The organism is Turicibacter faecis, from assembly GCF_037076425.1.
In the GTDB taxonomy this organism is placed as follows: domain Bacteria; phylum Bacillota_I; class Bacilli_A; order MOL361; family Turicibacteraceae; genus Turicibacter; species Turicibacter faecis.
The window spans coordinates 1,859,317-1,880,726 of record NZ_AP028127.1; the positions used below are offsets into that span (position 1 = coordinate 1,859,317).

18 protein-coding genes and 1 pseudogene are annotated in these 21,410 nt (G+C 31.6%); 3 read left to right on the forward strand and 16 right to left on the reverse strand.

Going from position 1 to position 21,410, the window contains the following annotated elements:
- Positions 1-107: 107 nt before the first annotated feature.
- Positions 108-1,154, reverse strand: coding sequence for an LCP family protein (locus tag AACH31_RS09110; protein ID WP_338617438.1), 1,047 nt, complete (start codon positions 1,152-1,154; stop codon positions 108-110).
- A 486-nt stretch (positions 1,155-1,640) separates the two neighbouring features.
- Between AACH31_RS09110 and AACH31_RS09115 the strand changes: the two genes are divergently transcribed.
- Positions 1,641-2,528, forward strand: coding sequence for an Abi family protein (locus tag AACH31_RS09115; protein WP_161832822.1), 888 nt, complete (start codon positions 1,641-1,643; stop codon positions 2,526-2,528).
- Positions 2,529-3,099: 571 nt separating this feature from the next.
- Here AACH31_RS09115 and tnpC read toward each other — a convergent pair.
- Complete coding sequence (tnpC, locus tag AACH31_RS09120) at positions 3,100-4,146, reverse strand: IS66 family transposase (protein WP_338617441.1); 1,047 nt, start codon at positions 4,144-4,146, stop codon at positions 3,100-3,102.
- Between the two features lie 113 nt (positions 4,147-4,259).
- On the opposite strand from tnpC, the gene AACH31_RS09125 reads away from it, so the two are divergent.
- Positions 4,260-5,291: an ISL3 family transposase gene (locus tag AACH31_RS09125; protein WP_338618107.1), complete on the forward strand. Its 1,032-nt coding sequence runs from the start codon at positions 4,260-4,262 to the stop codon at positions 5,289-5,291.
- Here AACH31_RS09125 and AACH31_RS09130 read toward each other — a convergent pair.
- A pseudogene (locus AACH31_RS09130) lies at positions 5,266-5,765 on the reverse strand (transposase); the annotation flags it as partial. The gene AACH31_RS09125 and the pseudogene AACH31_RS09130 sit on opposite strands and share 26 nt — an antisense overlap.
- A 629-nt stretch (positions 5,766-6,394) precedes the next feature.
- Between AACH31_RS09130 and AACH31_RS09135 the strand changes: the two are divergent.
- Positions 6,395-7,687: an ISL3 family transposase gene (locus AACH31_RS09135; protein ID WP_338617442.1), complete on the forward strand. Its 1,293-nt coding sequence runs from the start codon at positions 6,395-6,397 to the stop codon at positions 7,685-7,687.
- Positions 7,688-7,857: 170 nt separating this feature from the next.
- Here AACH31_RS09135 and AACH31_RS09140 read toward each other — a convergent pair whose 3' ends face one another.
- The 13 genes from AACH31_RS09140 to AACH31_RS09200 form a co-directional block, all read right to left on the reverse strand.
- The gene (locus tag AACH31_RS09140) at positions 7,858-8,754 is read right to left on the reverse strand and encodes a hypothetical protein (protein WP_338617443.1); all 897 of its coding nucleotides are present in this window, start codon (positions 8,752-8,754) and stop codon (positions 7,858-7,860) included.
- Between the two features lie 14 nt (positions 8,755-8,768).
- A complete protein-coding gene (locus AACH31_RS09145) occupies positions 8,769-9,392 on the reverse strand; it encodes a class D sortase (RefSeq protein ID WP_338617445.1) in 624 nt (207 codons plus the stop codon).
- Between the two features lie 18 nt (positions 9,393-9,410).
- Positions 9,411-10,082: a hypothetical protein gene (locus tag AACH31_RS09150; RefSeq protein ID WP_338617446.1), complete on the reverse strand. Its 672-nt coding sequence runs from the start codon at positions 10,080-10,082 to the stop codon at positions 9,411-9,413.
- Positions 10,083-10,758: 676 nt separating this feature from the next.
- A complete protein-coding gene (locus tag AACH31_RS09155; RefSeq protein WP_338617447.1) occupies positions 10,759-12,177 on the reverse strand; it encodes a lipopolysaccharide biosynthesis protein in 1,419 nt (472 codons plus the stop codon).
- A 5-nt stretch (positions 12,178-12,182) separates the two neighbouring features.
- Positions 12,183-13,274, reverse strand: coding sequence for a polysaccharide pyruvyl transferase family protein (locus tag AACH31_RS09160; RefSeq protein WP_338617449.1), 1,092 nt, complete (start codon positions 13,272-13,274; stop codon positions 12,183-12,185).
- 14 nt (positions 13,275-13,288) lie between these two features.
- Positions 13,289-14,167, reverse strand: coding sequence for a beta-1,6-N-acetylglucosaminyltransferase (locus tag AACH31_RS09165; RefSeq protein WP_338617451.1), 879 nt, complete (start codon positions 14,165-14,167; stop codon positions 13,289-13,291).
- Positions 14,168-14,187: 20 nt separating this feature from the next.
- Entirely contained in the window at positions 14,188-15,285 is a 1,098-nt protein-coding gene (locus tag AACH31_RS09170) for an EpsG family protein (RefSeq protein WP_338617454.1), read from the reverse strand.
- A gap of 16 nt (positions 15,286-15,301) precedes the next feature.
- Positions 15,302-16,297, reverse strand: a complete 996-nt coding sequence (locus AACH31_RS09175; protein WP_338617456.1) for a glycosyltransferase family 2 protein — start codon at positions 16,295-16,297, stop codon at positions 15,302-15,304.
- A 120-nt stretch (positions 16,298-16,417) separates the two neighbouring features.
- Complete coding sequence (locus AACH31_RS09180) at positions 16,418-17,539, reverse strand: glycosyltransferase family 1 protein (RefSeq protein ID WP_338617457.1); 1,122 nt, start codon at positions 17,537-17,539, stop codon at positions 16,418-16,420.
- Between the two features lie 28 nt (positions 17,540-17,567).
- A complete protein-coding gene (locus AACH31_RS09185) occupies positions 17,568-18,221 on the reverse strand; it encodes a sugar transferase (RefSeq protein ID WP_338617458.1) in 654 nt (217 codons plus the stop codon).
- Positions 18,222-18,363: 142 nt separating this feature from the next.
- Entirely contained in the window at positions 18,364-19,080 is a 717-nt protein-coding gene (locus AACH31_RS09190) for a CpsD/CapB family tyrosine-protein kinase (RefSeq protein WP_338617461.1), read from the reverse strand.
- 11 nt (positions 19,081-19,091) lie between these two features.
- Positions 19,092-19,775: a Wzz/FepE/Etk N-terminal domain-containing protein gene (locus AACH31_RS09195; RefSeq protein ID WP_161831103.1), complete on the reverse strand. Its 684-nt coding sequence runs from the start codon at positions 19,773-19,775 to the stop codon at positions 19,092-19,094.
- A 486-nt stretch (positions 19,776-20,261) separates the two neighbouring features.
- A complete protein-coding gene (locus AACH31_RS09200) occupies positions 20,262-21,401 on the reverse strand; it encodes a DegT/DnrJ/EryC1/StrS family aminotransferase (RefSeq protein WP_304940770.1) in 1,140 nt (379 codons plus the stop codon).
- Positions 21,402-21,410: the final 9 nt, after the last annotated feature.

A 21,410-nucleotide genomic window follows, 5' to 3' on the forward strand; every position in this document is an offset into this window, starting at 1 on the left:
ACGTTGCCAATATGAAACGAATATGAAATATCATCACGCATTCGTTGAAAATAAACGTTTTTTCTCATCAAAAAAAGAGGTGACCCCTTGTCACCTCTTTAACCTTCTTATTCGACATGTCCAAACTGTTCATAAATCGCAGCTTCCGTCTCAATAACCGTCTGCGACGGTTGATAATCCGAATCATTATAAATAAATTCGTGAACATCTTTTACTAAATCTTGATAACTTTTCATGATATAAAAGGGACCATACCCTTTATAATCTACTGATTTTGAACCATTATCAGGTTGTGGGACTTGTGTTTGTTCAATATTTTTTAAATCAAATCCTAATACGGCGCTTCCATAATCGATGATTTCCTTCATTGTTAAATTCGTTTCCACATAAGGCAAACATTTTTCCGCTAGCTTTACGAGCTCCAAATAACTTTGATCACTCACCTTAGCGATGACCGCCTCCATTACTTTACTTTGACGTTCCATTCGTCCAAAGTCTCCCCCTTCGGCATAACGGTTACGCATATAGCCCATCGCCTGACGTCCTGATAATAATTGAAGTCCAGATTCCTGTAACTCAGGTGCATCGAGATCGTCATCACTTGCCCCATTCATTGAACGAATATAGTCATTCGTCACTTTCTTTTCTTCCGGACGCACATCAATTTCAACACCACCCACTGCATCGATAACTTTCTCAATCGCATTAAAATTAAACGCGACATATCGAGTAATATCTAAATCAAAATTATAATTCAATGTCTTCAATGTTAAAGGTGCTTCCCCATACCAGTAGGCATGATTTAATTTATCAAAACCATTTTCTCCATCTGGAATAAAAATCATCGTGTCTCGTTGAAAAGACGATAACTTCAATTTTTTATTTTTCATATCAAGTGAGATAACCTTCGTCGCATCACTGCGCCCATTTGATCCATCCCCATCCTGATCAATTCCAAGGACCGCAATATTAACCACTTTTGAGTGCTTCTCCTTAGCCGTCAATGAACTGTCAACCGCAACATCCTCATGTTTTAAGGCAGCCGTTGTATCCAATTTTGAATAGTAATAGTTAGCCGCAAACACGCCGCCACCAATAACGACTAAGCCTAACACCACTAGACTACAAACAATAACCCTCACCTTTTTTCTCATCTTATTCCTCCCAAAAACGATTTATCTCTTTTTATTATATAATAAAAGCCAATTTATCTCAAACCGTCTTGAGAAAATACCTGGATAAGTTACAAGAAGAACATGAAATCCATTGATGTCCGAGAGTATAATTTTAAATTGCAATAATCACCTAGATATTTTATCTGCATCATGACTTAACTGAATATCTTCATATCTGGGTGTCCATTTCTCTAAACCCCTTAAAATAGAAGATAGCGCTCGCCCCCATTATATTGAACTCGCCTTGCTAAATAGCGGCTTACCACCCACTCTACAACGTTACCAGGATACCTATCCTCTATGGATGATGGTGAAAATAATCTGAAAAAAGTTGTTTAGTTGAATCTCAACAATCCAGAATTTATAAAGTTAATGATTCTGTACAGTAGAATTTAACGTATTTTATGCTATGATATAATAGTCGAAATATGATTTTTTCACAAGAGGAGATAAGGAGAAAAATTTATGGGGCACCCAATAAAACCGTATTTAAGTATAGAACAACAGATAGATCATTTGAAAAATAAAGAGAAAATGACAATTAATAATGTCGCATTTGCCAAAAAAGTGCTATCACGTATAAACTATTATCATTTGAGTGGTTATTGGTACAACTTATATGATAATAATAAAGAATTTATACCTGGAACAACCTTCGAGCAAATTTATAAATTGTATCAATTCGATTGTAAGTTACGTTTTTTGATAACACAGTTATTAAAAGATTTAGAACTAAAATTCAAAGCTCATATTGCAAACTATATTGGCGAACAATGGGGGCCGTTAGGATATCAGGGTGTTAAGCATTTTTATGATGAGGATTCACATATTAACTTCCTATATATTCTGAATAAAAAGAAAAAACAATATAAAAACAAACCATTTGTTCAACATCATATTGATAATTATGATGGAAAATTACCTATTTGGGCTGTTATAGAAATATTGTCCTTTTCAGATGTAACAAAATTTTATAAGTCCTTTTATGATGCTGACCGTAAAAAACTTTTGAAAAAAAATTACAAGAATAACTGGGACATTATTAAGAATGCAACAGAAACTCCTAAATGGATAATAACCCTGTGTAACATTAGGAATATATGCGCCCATTATGAACGTTTATACAATATCAGATTAGTAAACAGTGTGAAATTACCTCAAAAATACGCTAACTATAATATAAAAACCAATAAGTTATTTGCTGCTATAATAATATTAATGCTATTATTAGATGACAATCAAATAAAATCAAAATTTATAACAGATTTAAAGATGCTATTTAATCAATATAATTTTATAAATATTCAACAGATGGGATTCCCTAATAACTGGGAAGATATTCTCAAATTATGATAAAGAAAATGAGCTCAGTCTTATGACTGAGCTCTTATAATAACTTTAATATTTTTAAATTTTATTTTCGAAGCCTCTGCCACTGTGCCCTTATCAAAGCGATGAAGGGTTCCGCACTAACCCTCAAGTTTTGAGAATCAATACGTCGCAAAGTTCTAACAATATTATTATAAGCATTTTCAAAGGGTTTGTAAACCTTTGAAATGTTATTTTAAAAATATTTTTAATAACTTTCTCTATAAAAAGCGAACAGGTAATATAAACATGTCTACTTTGGCCTCTAACTTTGGACTATAATTTAGTCATTAAAATACCTAGGGCTAATTTTTTATGAAGGAGGGTACATCGTCACTCCTATTCAACTGGAATCAGATACAACCAAAAGAACTACTTTTCATTTACAGTACACAATTCCCTATAAATTTTCCACTCTAAATCTAACACATTGACTGTAAAAAAATCACTCGTATGAGTGATTTTTTGTAAGCACGTAATAATAACACGGATACAAAAAAAGCTACCAATCCTGTAAACTAAAGGTACAGAGTTGGTAGCTATTATTTTTATATTATTACTGACAATTCTCTTGAACGCTTTTTGCCCATGGCAAAAAGTCCACCAATACATCTGGATTTCTAATGAAGTCCGTATTAGGCAGTTTTTCAAAAAGATAATTTAAATATTTAGATGGATTTAGTCTGTTTGCTTTGGCTGTCTCAATGATAGTGTATGCCATCGCATTAGCAGTCGCCCCCTTCATACTGGTTGAAAAAAGATAATTCTTTCGACCAATCGTGATGGGACGAATCCCTTGTTCAGCTAGATTATTCGAGGCTTCAAGATTTCCATCTTCTAAAAAACGCAAAAGCTCTACCTTTTGATTTAAGGCATACATCACGGCAGTTTGAAGTTTTCCTTTCATGGCATAGAACGACTGTAGCCAGTCAAAAAAATCTTCCACAACAGGTTTGATCACCAGTTGTCGTTGCTTTTGACGTTCTTCAGGAGATAACTCTTTAATGGTCTTTTCAAAACTAAAGATTTTGTCGCAGTATTCCACTGCTTTTTGCGCTTTTCCGTTGTTCCCTGGAATCTCAAAAAACTTTCTTCTAACATGAGCCCAACACCCAACGAGTGAAAGATTCGGGATATTTTTATAGCCAGAATAACCATCACAGTGAAGATAGCCTTTAAACCCTTCTAAGATGGTGGTTGCCACCGCACGTTCACGTGTTAAGTCAGCGTGGTAATAAGCAATGGGATGTTCGGTATTTTTGATGGTCCTAAATAACCAAAATCTTGCCTGAGAAGTGGCTGGTTTTCCATCCGCTCGATTTAAAATTTGATACGGTGTTTCATCCGCATGTAAGACTTGATTTAGCACCAACTCTTTTCTAAGTAAATCGTAAATTGGGCGTAACCAATCATGACTAGCGATCATAATCCAGTTAGAGAGGGTTTTATCACTCACACTTAATCCATAGCGTGCCCATTCTGATACCTGGCGATAACAAGGAATACTTAAGACGTATTTTTGATGGAAAACTTCAGCTAACACACTCGCTCCGGCAAAGCTTCTTTGAATCGGAGCTTTTGGTGTTTCTATGAATGCTAACATAAATGTGGTTCTTCCTGACTTTTGGTGATAAAACGCTTTACCTGATATAATGAAAAGACATCTTAGAGAGGTATATCATCATGAACCTTAATGTCTTTTTTCCTGAAAATCTTATGATTCAATCCATTGAAAATAATGAGCATAAAATCCTAATTTGTTTAAAGTCTGAATCAAAATTTAATCCTTGTCCCTTATGCGGGATGAAAAGTCATCGGGTACACAGTACGTATCTTAGAAAACCATTAGATGCTTCAATCCTTAATAAACCCGTTCAATTAAGGATACAAGCTAAAAAGTTTTTTTGTTTAAATCCCAACTGTAAACGTCAAATTTTCACTGAAAGATTTACTGGCTTTTTAAATGCCTATCGGCGTTTAACTATTCGTCTTGAAGAGGTTTTTCTTCAATTATCATTATCGATGAGTGCGGAAGCTTTATCACGCTTTCTTTTTAAACTTGGATATAAACGAAGTGGAGATGCGCTATTAGATTTATTACGACGTATTGATTCTACTGAAAAAGATATAAAAAATCAGTCATTAACCCATATTGGGGTTGATGATTTTTCTTTTCGTCGAGGGGTCGACTTTGGAACAGTTATTTGTGATTTAGAAACGCATCGTCCGGTTGAAATTCTTGCCTCTCGTTCGACTCAAGCATTTAAAGAATGGTTGGAAAAACATCCCTCAGTTGAATTAGTGACACGTGATCGTGCAACAACTTATACTAAAGCCATTCATTTAACGAATCCTAACATTATTCAGGTTGCCGACAAGTGGCACTTTCTTAAAAACCTATTAACGGTTGTTAAAGAAACCATTAGTTCTCGTTTTCCTAAAGGATGGTTTATCATGCCTGAATCTTCAATCACTAAAAAAACAGATCCAGCGACAGATATAACGATTACTAACGTGAACTCAATATCCAGTCATGAATCATTATCTGAAAAGGAACAAGCAAAATGGACACTCATTTTGGAGATTCAAAAGGTCTACCAACAAGTAGGCTCTATTCGTCAAACAGCCAGACAACTTAAGTTAAGTCGGACAACCGTAGCGAAGTATATTCAGTTATCTGAACCTCCCAAGCAAATACGAAAGCCCCGTGTTAATCAATTTGTCCCACTTTATTTAACTCTTGCTTAATTTTTCGAGTCCCGTAATTATTTCGACTTCGGCGAAAAATCTCAACGATGTCAGCTATAAGTTGAGACTCATCTTTGTTCTTAGCTTTTGATTCATAATAATATGTACTGCGAGAGAGGTTAAGGACTTTGCACATCGCTGAAACAGAATATTTATGCGTATTATTTTTAATCACATTTATTTTCGTCCTAAGATCAGCGCTGCTTGCTTTAAAATATCATTTTCCATCTCTAACTGTTTAATTTTTTTACGGAGTTGGATCAATTCATTTTCTTCTTCTGAGCGATTATCTTTCTCTTTAAAAGAACCTGTAGAAGATGATTGTTTAATCCACTTATTAAGAAGAGAGGGTGAGATATCATATTCTCGAACAATATCACATTTACGTTTACCATTTAAATAGAGTTGGACTAATTGATTCTTAAATTCATCTGTATATGTACGTCTAGGTTTACGGGTTTTAGGTTGGGTCATGTTAAAGCTCCTTTTTATTATTATTAATTTATTTTACATGACCTCAAAAAAACTGTCTAATTAATTGTAACCTATCCATCAAATGTATGGACGAGCAAGTTTTGAACTTCTGCGTATTAAAGTCCTCTATGCCTAGAAAGGGCTTTTCACCAAAAGTAAGGAAGAACCACTTTTTTATTGACATTTATACGATTTAAAGAAACAAAAAAAGACTTCAACAAGAAAAGTAAACTTACTGATTTACCGCCATTAATCAGAAGTTATTTCTTGTTGAAATCCAAAACTAAATTAATTATAGCATGTTTAAGAGAAGAAACAATACTTTTTAAACATGTTTCATTTTAAACATCAGTGGTCTAATTTTTTTATTGACAGTTATATATAAGAATTATTTTCATTCACAATATACCTAGAGACGATACTTAATGGGCATTCGCTCCTAGGTAATTACAGATAGGATTATTTTTTTACTGAGAAAATCAAATTTTAATATAGGTTCTATAATATTTGGTGTGGGTGATGCCCACACCTCTTTTATTGGAATTAAAAAATAAGTACAAAAAAAGAGACATAACGTCCCAAATTCTATACAATGTAATCGACCAAAAAAACACGAAAGGATTGGGTTTATGTCTCACACTAATTGTATCTCAACTTTACTTGATTTAAAAGATAAAAATATTACTTTTTCAAAAAATTGTATCCAAGAAACTCAGATTAAGAATGTTCGTTCTAAACTTATTTTGGGAACTCTTTCTTTTCAACCGACTCGTTGCTACCACTGTGGTCATTCTTTTGACTCAAATATCATTAAACACGGCTTCAAAACTTCACGTATTAAGCTAGTCAAAATTTCCGGATTTGATGCTTATCTAGACTTAAAAAAACAACGTTATAAATGCCGTCATTGCGACCGAACATTTACCCTAGAAACATCTCTTGTTAACCCTAATTGTTTTATTTCCACTCCCGTAAAACAAGCCATCTTTTTAGAAGCTAGTCATAAGAAATCCGAAACAGATATTGCACGTGAGCTTAACGTTTCTCATTCAACCGTTAACCGCGTCATTCATTCTTCCTATGAAGAACAGCCGCTTCCCTTTAATTCTCTCCCAAAAGTTCTTTGTTTTGACGAGTTTAAGTCGGTTAAATCGGCCGAGGGAGCAATGTCCTTCATTTTTTGTGATGCGTCCAATGGAAAGCTAATTGATATCGTTGAAGACCGTCGCTTAAGTACACTAAGGACTTATTTTATGCGATTTTCTAAAGCAGCTCGTGAAGGTGTAACCCACGTCGTCATTGACATGTACGCCCCTTATATGACACTCATTAAAGAGGTATTCCCTAAGGCTAAGATTGTTTTAGATAAATTTCATATCGTTCAACTAGTCTCTCGTGCTCTTAATAAAACACGCATTCGTTTCATGAATCAAAATAAAGAGTTTTATAATAAATTCAAACATTATTGGCGACTTCTCTTAAAAGCCCAAGAAGATCTTAGTGCCACTCATTACTTCTATTCCAACTGCTTCAAAAAGATGATCTCTCAACAAGAAATTATTGACTTTTTATTAGCCCTAGACCCTGAACTAAAGGAGACTTATGATTTCTACCAAACTGTCCAACAGGCTATTAAACTTCGTAACCTTGAAATATTTCATCATGCCATTCAACACCCCTCTGACCTGCTTTCACACGAAATGAAAACAGCTTTAAAAACACTCACTCATTATCAAGATTATGTCAAAAATACTATCGAAACTCCTTATACCAATGGAGTACTCGAAGGAATTAACAATAACATTAAAGTCATTAAACGTATTGCCTTCGGATACCGTAGTTTCTACCATTTCAAAGCAAGAATTTTGATTATTCATAAATACACTTTTGAACAAAAAAAGAAGAGGAACCAAGCCGTCTAAAGAATGGCCTAATTCCTCTTGATTACATGTATAGATTTTATTCACCCACACGATTTGACAAAGAGCCTTAATATAACAGAATTACAAAAAATCCCCTATCACTCAAGGGTTACCCTCTGATTGATGGGGGATTCATTTATCAGATTCATGTTCTTTTTCTTTGCCTAAGTCTATGCCATACACTTTCGATACAACCGGCGCCAATACGGAATCATTAACATAAACCCAATACTAGCAAACACAAAGCCGGCTAAACTTAAAAATTGTAACCTATCTTTAATCAAGTATCCTACACTTTCTCGCAAATAGTCCACATGAATGGCTGTATGTTCATAAAAGCCTGATTGAATTCCACTAAAGAAGATAATAAACACAAGTAATCCACCCGCGACAAGTCCATAAGCTGCGTATAATAGTCCAACCTCAACCTTCTTACGATGATGCTTTTTACGACTAGCAGGCGATAACCATATCATCACACCGATGATTAAAACTGACAAAACGACTAACACAGTCACGATTAATTTAACATTCAAAAGCCCTACAAGTTGAGGAACTTTCGTTACAACAGGAATCTCCATTAACTTATCAAAATCTAGAACTCTTAAACTTCCTTTAATGACCTGCATCGCATCCTGTTTCATAAGCTCCACATCCGCTTTAGCTTGGTCATCTAAATAATACTGATTATTTCTAAAGAAATCTCCCATTCGTTCATCAAATCGTGACTCATAATCCGCCAATTGAAGGGGTGCTAACACCTGATTGCTGCCATTAAGCCATCCAATCAATTGCTTAGTATCTCCGACAATTGTCTGCTTCACCTCTTCAACGGAGATAAACTCATGCATCGTCTGACGATCAATATTATTAAACAACATAATATCATCTAAGCCATTTTGAATCGTTTCTTGAACCGACTGATAAATATTCGCCTTCTCCATGACACGAGTATACATCGATGACGATAAGAAGGCGGGCAATGCACTAACCAAACAAATGCCAATCACAAGTCCCATTAAGCAAAAACTTAATATTACAGAAACCATTTTCTTAACTATATTCATCACTCATACCTCATTTATTTAATTTGAACCAAATTGGAAACCACCACAAACCGTTCAGGCGTAGGTCCATATTTGACAAACGGATAACATGTATACATCGTTAACTGCTCCGTCTCCGTTGGCATCGTCGGTGAAACATCATCTGGAGTTGTAATATAAATATCTGACACCTCATATTCATACGTTCCATAGTCTGTTTCCACATAAACAAGATCTCCTTGCTTTAACTCTTTCAAGGCATAGAACGCTGTTTCTCGGTGTCCAGATAGAACCGTATTCCCCCCTTCACCAGGTAACAAACTTCCAACATAATGACCGACCCCTTGACGAAGTTGCGCATTTCCTTCGCCTTGATAAATACCGACTTCTAAATTAGCACTTGGAATTTTTAATGTCGCAAACTCCTCCCCAATTTTAGGAAGATACATTGCCTGATTGTTAATTTGAAACTCGGTCTGTGTCATTTCCAAACTAGGGTCATAAAAAATGAGGGAACTAAACGACATGGCTTCCCCAATCCATGACCAAATAGGAATGAATATCATCATTGAACCAATTACCATTAAAAAAATAGGGATTACCAATGTAATCCCTAATCTTTTTAAAAAGGATTGGCGTTTTTGTCTTATCTTTTTCACACCCGATTCCTCTACTTTCTACTCCTGAATTTCACGCTTTGAAAACATCATTAATCCAGCAGCTAATACAACAAGTCCAGCCCCTGCCATCACGGTAGTCGGCATTTCAAATCCTGTATTTCCAAGTCCAGCATCTGGGATTGGCGTAACAGATGGACGATTCGTTTCTTCCCCATTTTCCACAACGTTACTTCCAATGACCACTTCTAACGTTGTATTTAAAACCGTTTGAAGGAATGAAATCATGCTTCCATCAAAATTTTGTAAAACAGATGCGATGTCTTGATCTGTTAATGATAAAATTTGTTGCCCACCTGCTGTTACTAAAGTAACCGTATCAATTCCATTAACCACATCGTATTTTAAAACTAACCCCACTTTTGATGCTGCTTGTGATGCTAAATTCATTAACGTATTTTTCTCATCTGTAGATAATGTTCTTAAATCTGTACGATCTCCAATTAATGAATAAGCTTGATCCACTAAAGACTTTAATGTGGCTTGATCCACCGTTGATAATTGAATCGATTGTAAATACGTAATTAATTGATTTGCATCATTTGCAGGAACCCCTAATGACACTAATTGATCACGTAACTTAGCAACATCTGTTGTGCTTGCATCTGCCACCACACCAAATGAACTTGCGACCATCACTGCCGCTAATGTAGAAACCGCTAATTTCTTCATCCCTTCACCTCATTAAAAGAATAAATTTATCCAATAAATAGACACCCATATTATACCAATAAATAGTGTCATTTAACACCTATTAGACAAAATATACCAATATTTTAATGCATCATTTACCCTTACATATGATATTTTATCAATTCACCACCCTCAACCGTTGAAGCAACGGAGCATACAAAATATTTGGCTACTACTAACGAAAAGTTAACGGCAAATCATGAATCATTATCTGAACCTCCCAGGCAAATACGAAAACAATGTGTTAATCAAATTGTTTCCTATTTAAATCAAATCTCACAATGGTGTCAGCAGGAAAAAACCTTGTTGGATTCATGAACAACTCATCCAACAGGGTTTTAAAGGAGGCTCATTAACTCGTCGAAAAGTTCAAGATATTATAAAGCAAATCTCACAGTAAAAACGGGTGAGAAGGTAATAACGCGTTATATACAGCCATCCAAGTAGTGACGAGAGATCGATAAGTAATGCATTAGTTTTATCCATTACTAATGCGATTTGTGAAGGGAATATCAATTGGAATTAAAATGATTAAACGTCAAATGTATGGACGAGCAAGTTTTGAACTTCTACATATTAAAGGGCTCTGCGCTTAGAAAGGGCTTTTCATCAAAACAGCGGAAGAAACACATTTTTATTGACATTTACCCCACGATTACTTACCACCTTTAATAATTTTTTCTTTTAGAGTATTTAATAACATAGCAATGATATTTTTATTAAAAACGAATGAATATATACTAGCAACTATTAATCCTAATAAGCACAGTTGAGGATTTTTAGTATAATAAATAATTATTATGATAATAATTATAGGAATACTAATTAATAAAAATCTTAAATCTAACCTTAGTTTAACATATTTTTGTATATCTATATATCTATATATTGCCATAGCTAGATACGATACAAAAGTTGATAAAGAAGCTGCATATAATCCTATAAAATTTATTAATAATAAATTTATAACAATATTTATAATTGCGGAGTATATAGATGTTTTAGCAATTTCGTCTGTTTTTTTTAATGCTACATAAATTGATCCTAACAATGATACTATAATATTAAAAATAGTAGCAAGCATCAATAAAGGAATTTGATAATATGCACTCTTATAATCTATTCCTGTTATGAAAATTCTAAATACGAAAGGCATAAATGCAATTATCAATACGCATAAAGCAGTAAATAACTTTACCGTAATATTCATTATATATGAGAAATAATTAGAAGAATCTTTATCATTAATATGAATAGACGCTGATTCAGCCCACGTTATATTAAAAATACTAAACAAAGAAATACATACACTTGAAAATTTATTTGAAGCTGAATATATTCCGTTTAAAGCCACTCCAAGAACATATGTTATAATTAACCTATCAGAAACATTAATAATCCACCAAGATAGTTGATTTGGAATTAATGGCCATGAATATTTCCAAAGAGTTATAAGAGTATTTTTACTAAAATTATTAATCTTTAAATATATGTATACCTTTTTCTTTATAATTATAAATAATATGCAAAATATATTAGCCATAGCAGTGGCTGTTAGCATACCATAGGCACCAAATTTAAAAAATAAGATAAATAATACATTTAACAATATTGTGCTTGCACCTGTTATAAGACTTCCTTGCGAATAGGTAATATTATCGCCTAGCCCTCTAGATATTTGTAATAGAATGTTTGCTGATGCTATAACAACTACATTAACAGCTAAGAAATATTTATAATCATTCTGAATATATCTGGCTAAAACAAAATAAATTAATAAATATAGAATTGCTTGAATAAATACAATATAGCACGTCGTTGCAATAAGTTTTTTCTTTTTAGTCTCATTTTCTCGAGCATCTATTAAATATCTAAAAATAGCTTGATCTATTTGAAAAAATACAATGGGTATTAATAAAGCAACATAAGTATTCAACAAATCAACTGTACCATATTCTTCGGCTGATAATAAAGATGTATATAGAGGTAAAAGAAAAAAACTGATAAATTGGGTGCATATCTTTCCTGCAGCAACTATTAATGTATTTTTAACCAATTTTTTCTCTCTTTCCATATTAATCAGTCCGTTTCTTTTAATAATTTATCCAATTTATAAAAGTGTTGGTTAGCACTTTCTACTTGTTCTTTAATTTCAATTTTATAAGATAAATCTTGGTCTGTAATCTTTGTTATATTAAAATCCTCTAATTTTCTTATATCAAATATTTTACCTTTAAAATTCATATCTTTTAAAACGTTAATTGTTTTATCACTGTAGGCAATCGGTATAATTGTTTTATTTAATTTTAATCCTAAAATATTTGCATGAAATCTTGTTCCAATAATAATTTTGGAACAAGCTAATTCATTAATAGCTTCATTAATATCTCCTCTATAAAAGTGCTTTTTAATTTTATTTTTTTGTTGATTATTAAATTTTTTTATAATCCTTTCTATAACTTCTTCATCTCCTTCAGATTTACAAAAAGACATTAATGTAATATTATAATCTTTTTTTATAAAATATTTTATTAATTCTATAATTTTATTTTCATATCCTATTTTATATTTTGGATTAACTTTCCGACAGCAGTCAATAACAGAAATAACTACCTTATCTTCTTCCGTTATTTTGATATGAGATAAATCCATAGAAAAAACTACGTCTGATGCAATTCTTACATTATTTAAATCATTAAATAATATATATGAACTATTATCTCGAAAACAAACATCTTCTGCTTTTTTTATAATATTCTCTTTATTAACTTCGAGATATTCCTGTGTAAAATAAGGACCAAAGTTTGATCCTAAAATGTAATAAGGTCTTATGAATTTATAATTATAGTTTAAGTATTTACTTGAATTAAACTTTTCGGTTTCAATAAATAATGATCCGCCTATTATTACTGTCGCTAAATAATCATTTTTCATTTCTCTTGTAATGGATTTTTTTATACCCATTTTAAAGAAAAGCATATTTATTACTTTAGTAATAAAATTTTCAAAAAAATATAAATTTAAATTTTTTTGTTTGAAGATATTTTTATTATATTTTTTTAATGAATATGCATCAAAAACAACTTGCGGGTATCTTTCAGAGATTATCTTAATAAACAAATCATCTCCTAAGTTTTTTATAAGATAACCTTTTAAAAATATTTTTTTCAAATTAATACTTCCTCTCATTTATAATTTCTACTATAAATTTTCTCTATTATCTCTTTATCTAGATTTTCGTCGAATTTTCTAGCAAATAAGTATGGGGAGTTTACTAATTCATTCAAATCTGAAGAAACATATACGTAGGGATTTCCTCGCTTCCAATCAATTGCTCGCATACAAGAAATATAATTATCATCATACTTTGAATAAAATAAATTTTTTTTAAATGGGGAGTTGAATAAAATAGTTTGTAAAAAAATTTCATCCGCACTTTTAGTATTTTTAAAAGTAGTATATATAAAATTTTTTTTACTCAATAAATATTCAGAAAATTCTTTAGTAATACTAAACCAATTAGCACCTGTCATAAATTTTAAATTATGTTTCTTCAATCTATTAATATTAATTAATTTTTGCAATGATATAGAAATGAATTCCAATAAATATAGTATTTTACTATTTCGAGAATATTTTCTAAATAACCAAAAATATTTAAGCCAACAATATTTTTCAATTGGAAGTTCTTCTGAGTAAAAATGAATAAATTCTTTATTCTTCGCTTCGTTGAAATAATTATATATAATTTCTGATTTTTTTAAAGGTAAATCAACACCTGATAAAAGATGAAAGTAAGAATACTCTCCATTTTGTAGAGCTTTTTCTAATAAAAACAATTCACATTCAACTTGAGAGTAATCTGACCATCTAACATTAATTTCCTTATATATATAAATTTTTGATACTTTTACAAATTGCGCTATTACATCTAAATTATTAATATTACTTTTTTTATCAACATGTATATATATATCAAAATATTTGCTATCTAAAGATTTTAATAATTTTTCTAAAGTCCAAATATTATTATGAGCTATGATTAGAATTGCCTGCTTTTTCAATTACATCACCTCGTAAATTTTTAATTAACTTTAATGTGAAATAACCAATTTTCATATGGCAAAACTTCACTATTATTACTCTTTAATTGAATTAACATGGGAAGAATCATAAGAAGAGTAAATATATAAATATATAATATTTTATCTTTAAAGAAACTTAAAATATAAGGAATATATATTATCGCAAAGATTGAGAAATAAACTTCTATCCTAGATAATAGCATTATCTTTAACGACAATATCCCTATCAATATAGCTAAAGCATTTATGAAATAATAAATAAAAAGAGAATTTTCTTCTTCAATTTTTAATGTTTTTTTTCTCAATAAAATTAATATTATTATTTCAAAAATTATATATATAAATGTAATTAATATCTTCTTATTTTGACCTACTTCAGTTAATAAATTATTATTAAGATATAGTTCATAATGCGGAAATATTTGAGAAAAAATAGCGATGATTTTATCCAAAAATAAAGCAATTACAAATAAGGAAAATAAATATATATATAGTTTTTTCTTATTGCGTTTTATAAAAAATATAGGTAATAATGTAAAAGAAATTATTGCAGTATTATGAATAAAAGTTGCACATATACACATAAATATAAAAGGCAATTTTTTATTTAATTTTAAAAAATATAAAGAGTTAGCTATTAATAAAACAGCAATATATTGTCTAGAAATATTCATAGCACTGAAGTAGTGATAAAAAGACATAAATAGAATTGTTGGAAGAATTACATTTTTTTTACTATTATTATAAATAAATATAGCTGTTAATAAACAAATGACAAAGCTATTAATGACAATAATCGCATTTCTATCATTCGAAAATAACGATACTAATTTATTATATAAAACATATAATATTGCACTATCTCCACTCTTCAATATATCCATAAAACTTAAAGTAGAGTTTTTAATAAAGATATTACAATATAGACTTGTATCAGTTCCTACATTCTCACTTCGAAATCCCATAATTAAAAACATTGTTAAAAAAGAAAAAAATAAAAATATTTTTTTCTTTTTTAAGGATTTATTATTACCATTTATATAAATGAAAAAATAATAAAAATTTATCAGAATAAATACTAATATATATATGAGCATCTAACTAACCGCCTTATTATAAAAGTTTTTTCTTATTAAATTTATCAAACTTATTAGCAAATAATCCAAGAAAAAGAGCTATACTAGTAATTTTAAAACTCTTAAATATTAGTCTTATTTTCCAATCACTAATAAATAATAAATCATTTTTAAAATTATCATTTTTAAAAATTCTTTTTACTAAAAAATATTTTTCTTTATAGCTATCTTCTTTATTTCTATTATCAACAATATTAGCAATCCATGATATATATTGCTTTAAAAGATTTTTCTCTATATAACTTGTTTCATAATTATTTTCTTCGTATAAAAGAAATATTGCCCGAAATATTTTTAATTTTAATTCTCCTGCATTTTTTCTATACTTAAATCCTAATCCATTATTAGTTATTCTATATTTATATAAACATAAATTAAAACATTCTATTTTATTACAGTATTTTAAATAATTAATATTAAAAATTGCATCCTCACCTAAATTTAAATTTTCTTCAAATCTAATATAATTTTCTTGAATAATTTTGTTTTTATAAATTTTATTCCATAATTGGTTAAATAAAAGTTTAGATTGAAGAAACTCTATTACCACGTTTTTTTCTTCAGTTATAAAACCTTTCTCAATACTAAAATTTTTATTTGATGATTCAAAACATTGGTAGCCACAAATATCCCAATCGCAATTATTATCAGTTATTCGCTTTATCATTTCATTCAGATAATTTTTTTCATATAAATCATCTGAATCAATAAAACAAATATATTCCCCCTCAGCTAAATCTAATCCAATATTCCTACTTTTACTTACACCTTGATTTTTATTATATATATACCTAACTTTAGAATCATTTATATATGATGAACAAATAATATCAGTATTGTCAGTCGAACCGTCATTTATAATAATTAACTCAAAATTTTGGTAAGATTGATTTAAAACTGAGTTTATTGTTTTTTCAATAGTTTTTTCTGAATTATAAACTGGTAATATTACACTAACCTTATCTTTAATCATAAAACCTCACCTCATTTTCTTAAATAAAATCTCCATTCATTTTAGGAAGTGATTTAAATGAGACTCTTTTTAGGCAAACTATTATTATGCCAAATATTAAGCCTATATATTCGTACAATATTATTTTTTTTTCAATAAATTCGTATATTGAATCTCTATTTTTTGTGCTTCATTATTTATATTAAAGTTATTTTTTGTAATTTCATTAGTAGCATCCACTCTTTGGAAAAAACCAGTAAATTGTATGGTCTTATCAGCCCAGACTTCTGCTGAATTATCTAGCGAAACAAATTGTGTCGTATTCAGAACTTTAGCCTCTTTTGTCACACCCTTTGAAAATAAACAAGGTAACCCTGAAGCTTGGGCTTCTACTCCTACAACTGGTAATCCTTCGTATAGTGAAGGTAATAAAAATGTATCAAATACTTGATATAATCGATTAGCATCGTTTCGTTGACCCAAGAATAATACATTATCTTGCAAGTTATACTTTCTAACCTTTTCTTTTATTTCTTCTAATTTAGGACCTTGTCCCAGTAATAACAACATTGAATCATTGTTTCGTTTATAAATCTCCCTAAAAATATCTATTAAGAAACTATGATTTTTAGTCTCAACAAATCTTCCGATATGTCCTATTACTAATTTATCTTCACTTATATTCAGCTCTTTTCTAGCCTTTTTTCGCATTTCTTCATTAAACTTAAATTTATCTATATCGATAGCATTATTCAATAAGTAAACGTTTCCTTCGTTATATTCTTTATCCCCAAACAACCATCTTCCTGCTAACTCTGAACAACACATATAGTTAGTAGCAAATGTTTTTGAAAAGGGTCTTAGAATTTGTTTCATAAAATTCCTCTTCTTTTCTTTTTTATTAGTCGTACTATGACTATGGGCTATTCTAATAGGAACCCCGGCATCTTTAGCAGCTTTTAAAGAAAATACAGATAAGGTATTAATATGCGAATGAACAATTTTATAATTACCTTCTTCTAAAACCCTTTTTAATTCTTTATGATATTTCATTACCTTTTGATATGGAGGAATAAGTACTACTTTTCCTCCCAATGATTCTATTTCATCATAGGGAATATTAGTCGAGTCATCATCACAAATAAAATCAAACTGTATCTTCGTTCGGTCAATATGACGATAATAATTCATAACGACAGATTCTACTCCACCACCGATCCATTTCCCCATAATTTGTGCAATTCTAATCGGATTTTGCTCCATAAAAACCTCCTTATAACTGATATTACTGCTAACTTGCATTTTCATCACCGAGCATTGCCGGAATTGTTAATAAAATTAATTTAATATCGAGCCATAAATTACGTGTTTTAATGTATTCGATATCAAGTTCCACCCATTCATCAAATCCAATGTTATTACGGCCACTCACCTGCCAAATACAAGTTAAACCTGGCTTAACAAGTAATCGTTGCATTTGATATGGCGTATATTGTTCTACTTCTCGTGGAAGAGCCGGTCGCGGTCCAACTAAACTCATATCACCTTTTAATACATTAAACAGTTGTGGCAATTCATCCAAACTTGTCTTACGAATAAACTTTCCTACCTTCGTAATACGCGGATCATTCTTCATTTTAAAGGCAGGGCCACTTTGTTCATTTAAATGCATTAATTCATGAAGTCTCTCCTCTGCATCCGTATACATACTTCTAAACTTATACATTTTAAATGTCTTCGGATATTCGCCATTTCTCACTTGAGAGAAAAAGATTGGCCCTTTAGGATCTTCAATTTTAATGAGGATTGCAATGATTAACATCACAGGAGATGCTAATATTAATCCAATTAACGATCCAACAATATCCATCAGACGCTTTAATACAACATAGCAAATACTTGTCTTCACTAATTCTTGACGTTGAATTGCTAATTCATTCTCCATCTCTCTACCTCCTAAAATAAAAAAGGTAGAACTCTTAATTTAAGAAATCATTAGGAGTTCTACCTTCATCTATTCTATCATTGAATAAATGGTATCTAATTTATCTCTCCCTAATTTCTTCTCTCTTTATTTAAATCCCAATTTATTTCTTTTTCCCAAAAAGTTTTCGTTTCTTTTTGTTTTCTGCCCCTTCTTCATAGCTATAATATTGATAGCTATAATATCCTTTTTTTGTGACTGGCATCATCGTCATGACAGCCCCTAACACATTCGCATTAACTGCTTCGAGTGATTTAAACGCCCTTTTTCCAGCCTCAATTTCTGTTTTCCCTGAGGCAATCGCCAAAATCACCCCATCAACAAAGGTTGATAAAACGGCGGCATCCGTTACCAGGTTAACTGGAGGTGCATCAATTAACACCACATCATAATTATCACTTAAGATTTTAATTAAATCTTGCATTTTTGTTGATCCTAATAATTCCGATGGATTAGGTGGAATTGGTCCCGAAGTTAGCACATTAATCTCACTTCCCGAAACCTTGATTACATCTTTTAATCCAACTTGGCCTGCTAACACATTCGTTAACCCTTGTTGATTCGAAACCGCAAATACTTGGTGTACACGTGGGCGACGCAAGTCGGCATCAACAATTATCACGCGATTTCCCGCCTGAGCAAAAGTCTCGGCTAAATTTGTAATAGTCGTCGTTTTCCCCTCCGACATCATCGAACTTGTCACCATTAACGTCTTAATCTGTTTATCAACACTTGAAAATTGAATATTTGTTCTTAACGTACGATAGGCTTCCGAAATTGGTGACTTACTATTCGTATGTGTAATAAGATCTAAACTCATCCCTTATCCTCCTACAATCCTTTAATATCAGGTATAGCCCCTAAAATTGGTAATCCTAAGTGACGTTCAATATCTGATGGCGTTTTGTACGTACGGTCTAAAAACTCAAGAACGAAAACTAAACCAACACTTACCATCATTCCAAGCACGGTAGCAATCGCAATATTCATCACTTTATTAGGAGCTACCGGACTTTCAGGAACCTTTGCCACATCGATTGTTGATACACTATCCACTTTCATCATCTCATTAATTTCTTGTTTGAAGATTTCTGCTTCAGTGTTCGCAATTAAAGCAGCTAACTCCGGATCGTTGTCTTTAACTGTAATTTTAAAAATCTCTGTCGTTTCTACTTGAGAAACTGAAATTTTGGAATTTAAATCTTTGGAAGATAAATCTAAATCCAGTTTTTTAATCACCTTATCCGCGATACGATTACTTTTAATAATTTGCGAATAAGTTGTAGCCAGCTTCTGACTCATTTGTAATTGATTATAATCCATCAACGCTTCTTGATTTTGCTTGTAACTAACGATCATAGTTGTTGACGCCTCGTATTGTGGTTTTAGCAAAAAGAAGCTAACCCCTGCCGCCAATATCGCAGCGATTAACGTAATACTGGCAATCATTAGCCATCGTTTTCGTAACATTCCAAATATTTCACGCAGATCAATTTCGTACTCCGTATTCTCCACTTTCATCTCCCTTTCTTTACATTAAAATTTATAATCACATTCACACCGATTATACCACAGAATTTACTCATTTTCTGAAAAAACTGTAGGAAAGCGTTGTGTTTTTTTTTGAAATTTTTGTCTTTTATTCAACAATAATCTCCTGAATCAACAAATATCAACTATAGCTCACTACTTTTTACTTCTTTTCTACATACTTTTATACCAAAACAATGACACTACTCCCAACCAAAACATGTTACTTTAGAACCCTTGACCTTCCGTTCCTTATTATACCTTATCATTACCGACATTTTCTGTCGGCACCCTTCATTTAAATAAATTTTCAGAAACTTTGTATATAAGTGACTCGGTCCAAATTCAATTATTTATAAAGATTAACCGTAAAGAGGTTATCATTTGATAATTTAAACTCGGAAACTCACTATCCTATGTAATTTTGAATCCTAAATAAAAAAAGTGGTTTCAAGCCACTCTTTCCAACTGTTATTTAAATAATCCTTTAATAATATCAATGACGTGCTGTTGTTGTTCCGCTGTCATTTTCGTATCTGACGGTAAGCAGATTCCTCGTTTAAAATAGTCTTCTGATACCGGTTGGTCATCCGTTGCTGTAAAAAATGGATACTGTTTGAAGACCGGCTGCATGTGCATCGGTTTCCATACCGGGCGCGATTCAATGTTTTCCTTTTCTAACGCTAACATGATGTCCATTGGTTTCACCTGAGATGTTTCTTTGAGGGTCATGACCGATAACCAATAGTTCGACTCCCCAAAGTCACAAATATTCATCATTTCTATATCTTCAATATCTCTGAAAGCTTCTTTGTATGTTTCATAAATTTCTTTCTTCTTTACAATTCGTTCATTTAAAACTTTTAGCTGTCCGCGACCGATTCCTGCAACGACATTTGACATCCGATAGTTGTAGCCGATTTCTTTATGTTCATAATGACGTTCCGCCTCACGCGATTGAGTCGCCCAAAACGTCGCCTTTTTTGTGTACGCTTCATGATTAGAAACCATCATCCCTCCACCTGAAGTCGTGATGATTTTATTTCCATTAAAGGAATAGATTCCAATATCTCCTATCGTTCCGCTCATTCGTCCTTTATACGTTGATCCTAATGATTCGGCAGCGTCTTCTAAAATTGGGACGTTATATTTCTGACAGAGTTCTAAAATCAGATCCATGTCTGCACTTTGTCCATATAAGTTCACAACAACGACAGCTTTAGGAAGCTGATGGCGTTTTATGGCGTCTTCAAAAGCCTTCTTCAGGGCTTTTGGACACATGTTCCATGTTGCAGCATCGCTATCAATAAACACAGGTGTTGCTCCTAAGTATAAAATCGGATTACATGAAGCAGAAAAAGTGAGGGTTGAACAAAACACCGTGTCTCCTTCTTTAACGCCTAATGCTTTTAATCCAAGATGAATCGCTGCGGTTCCACTCGAAAGAGCAGAGGCTGATTTCACCCCGACATAATCGGCTAATTCTTGTTCAAACTGATTCACATTCGGTCCGAGTGGCGCCACCCAGTTCGTATCAAAAGCCCCTTTAACATATGCTTGTTCGTACCCTTCCTCACTCATATGAGGAGACGCTAAATATATTCGTGTCATCATTTTCAT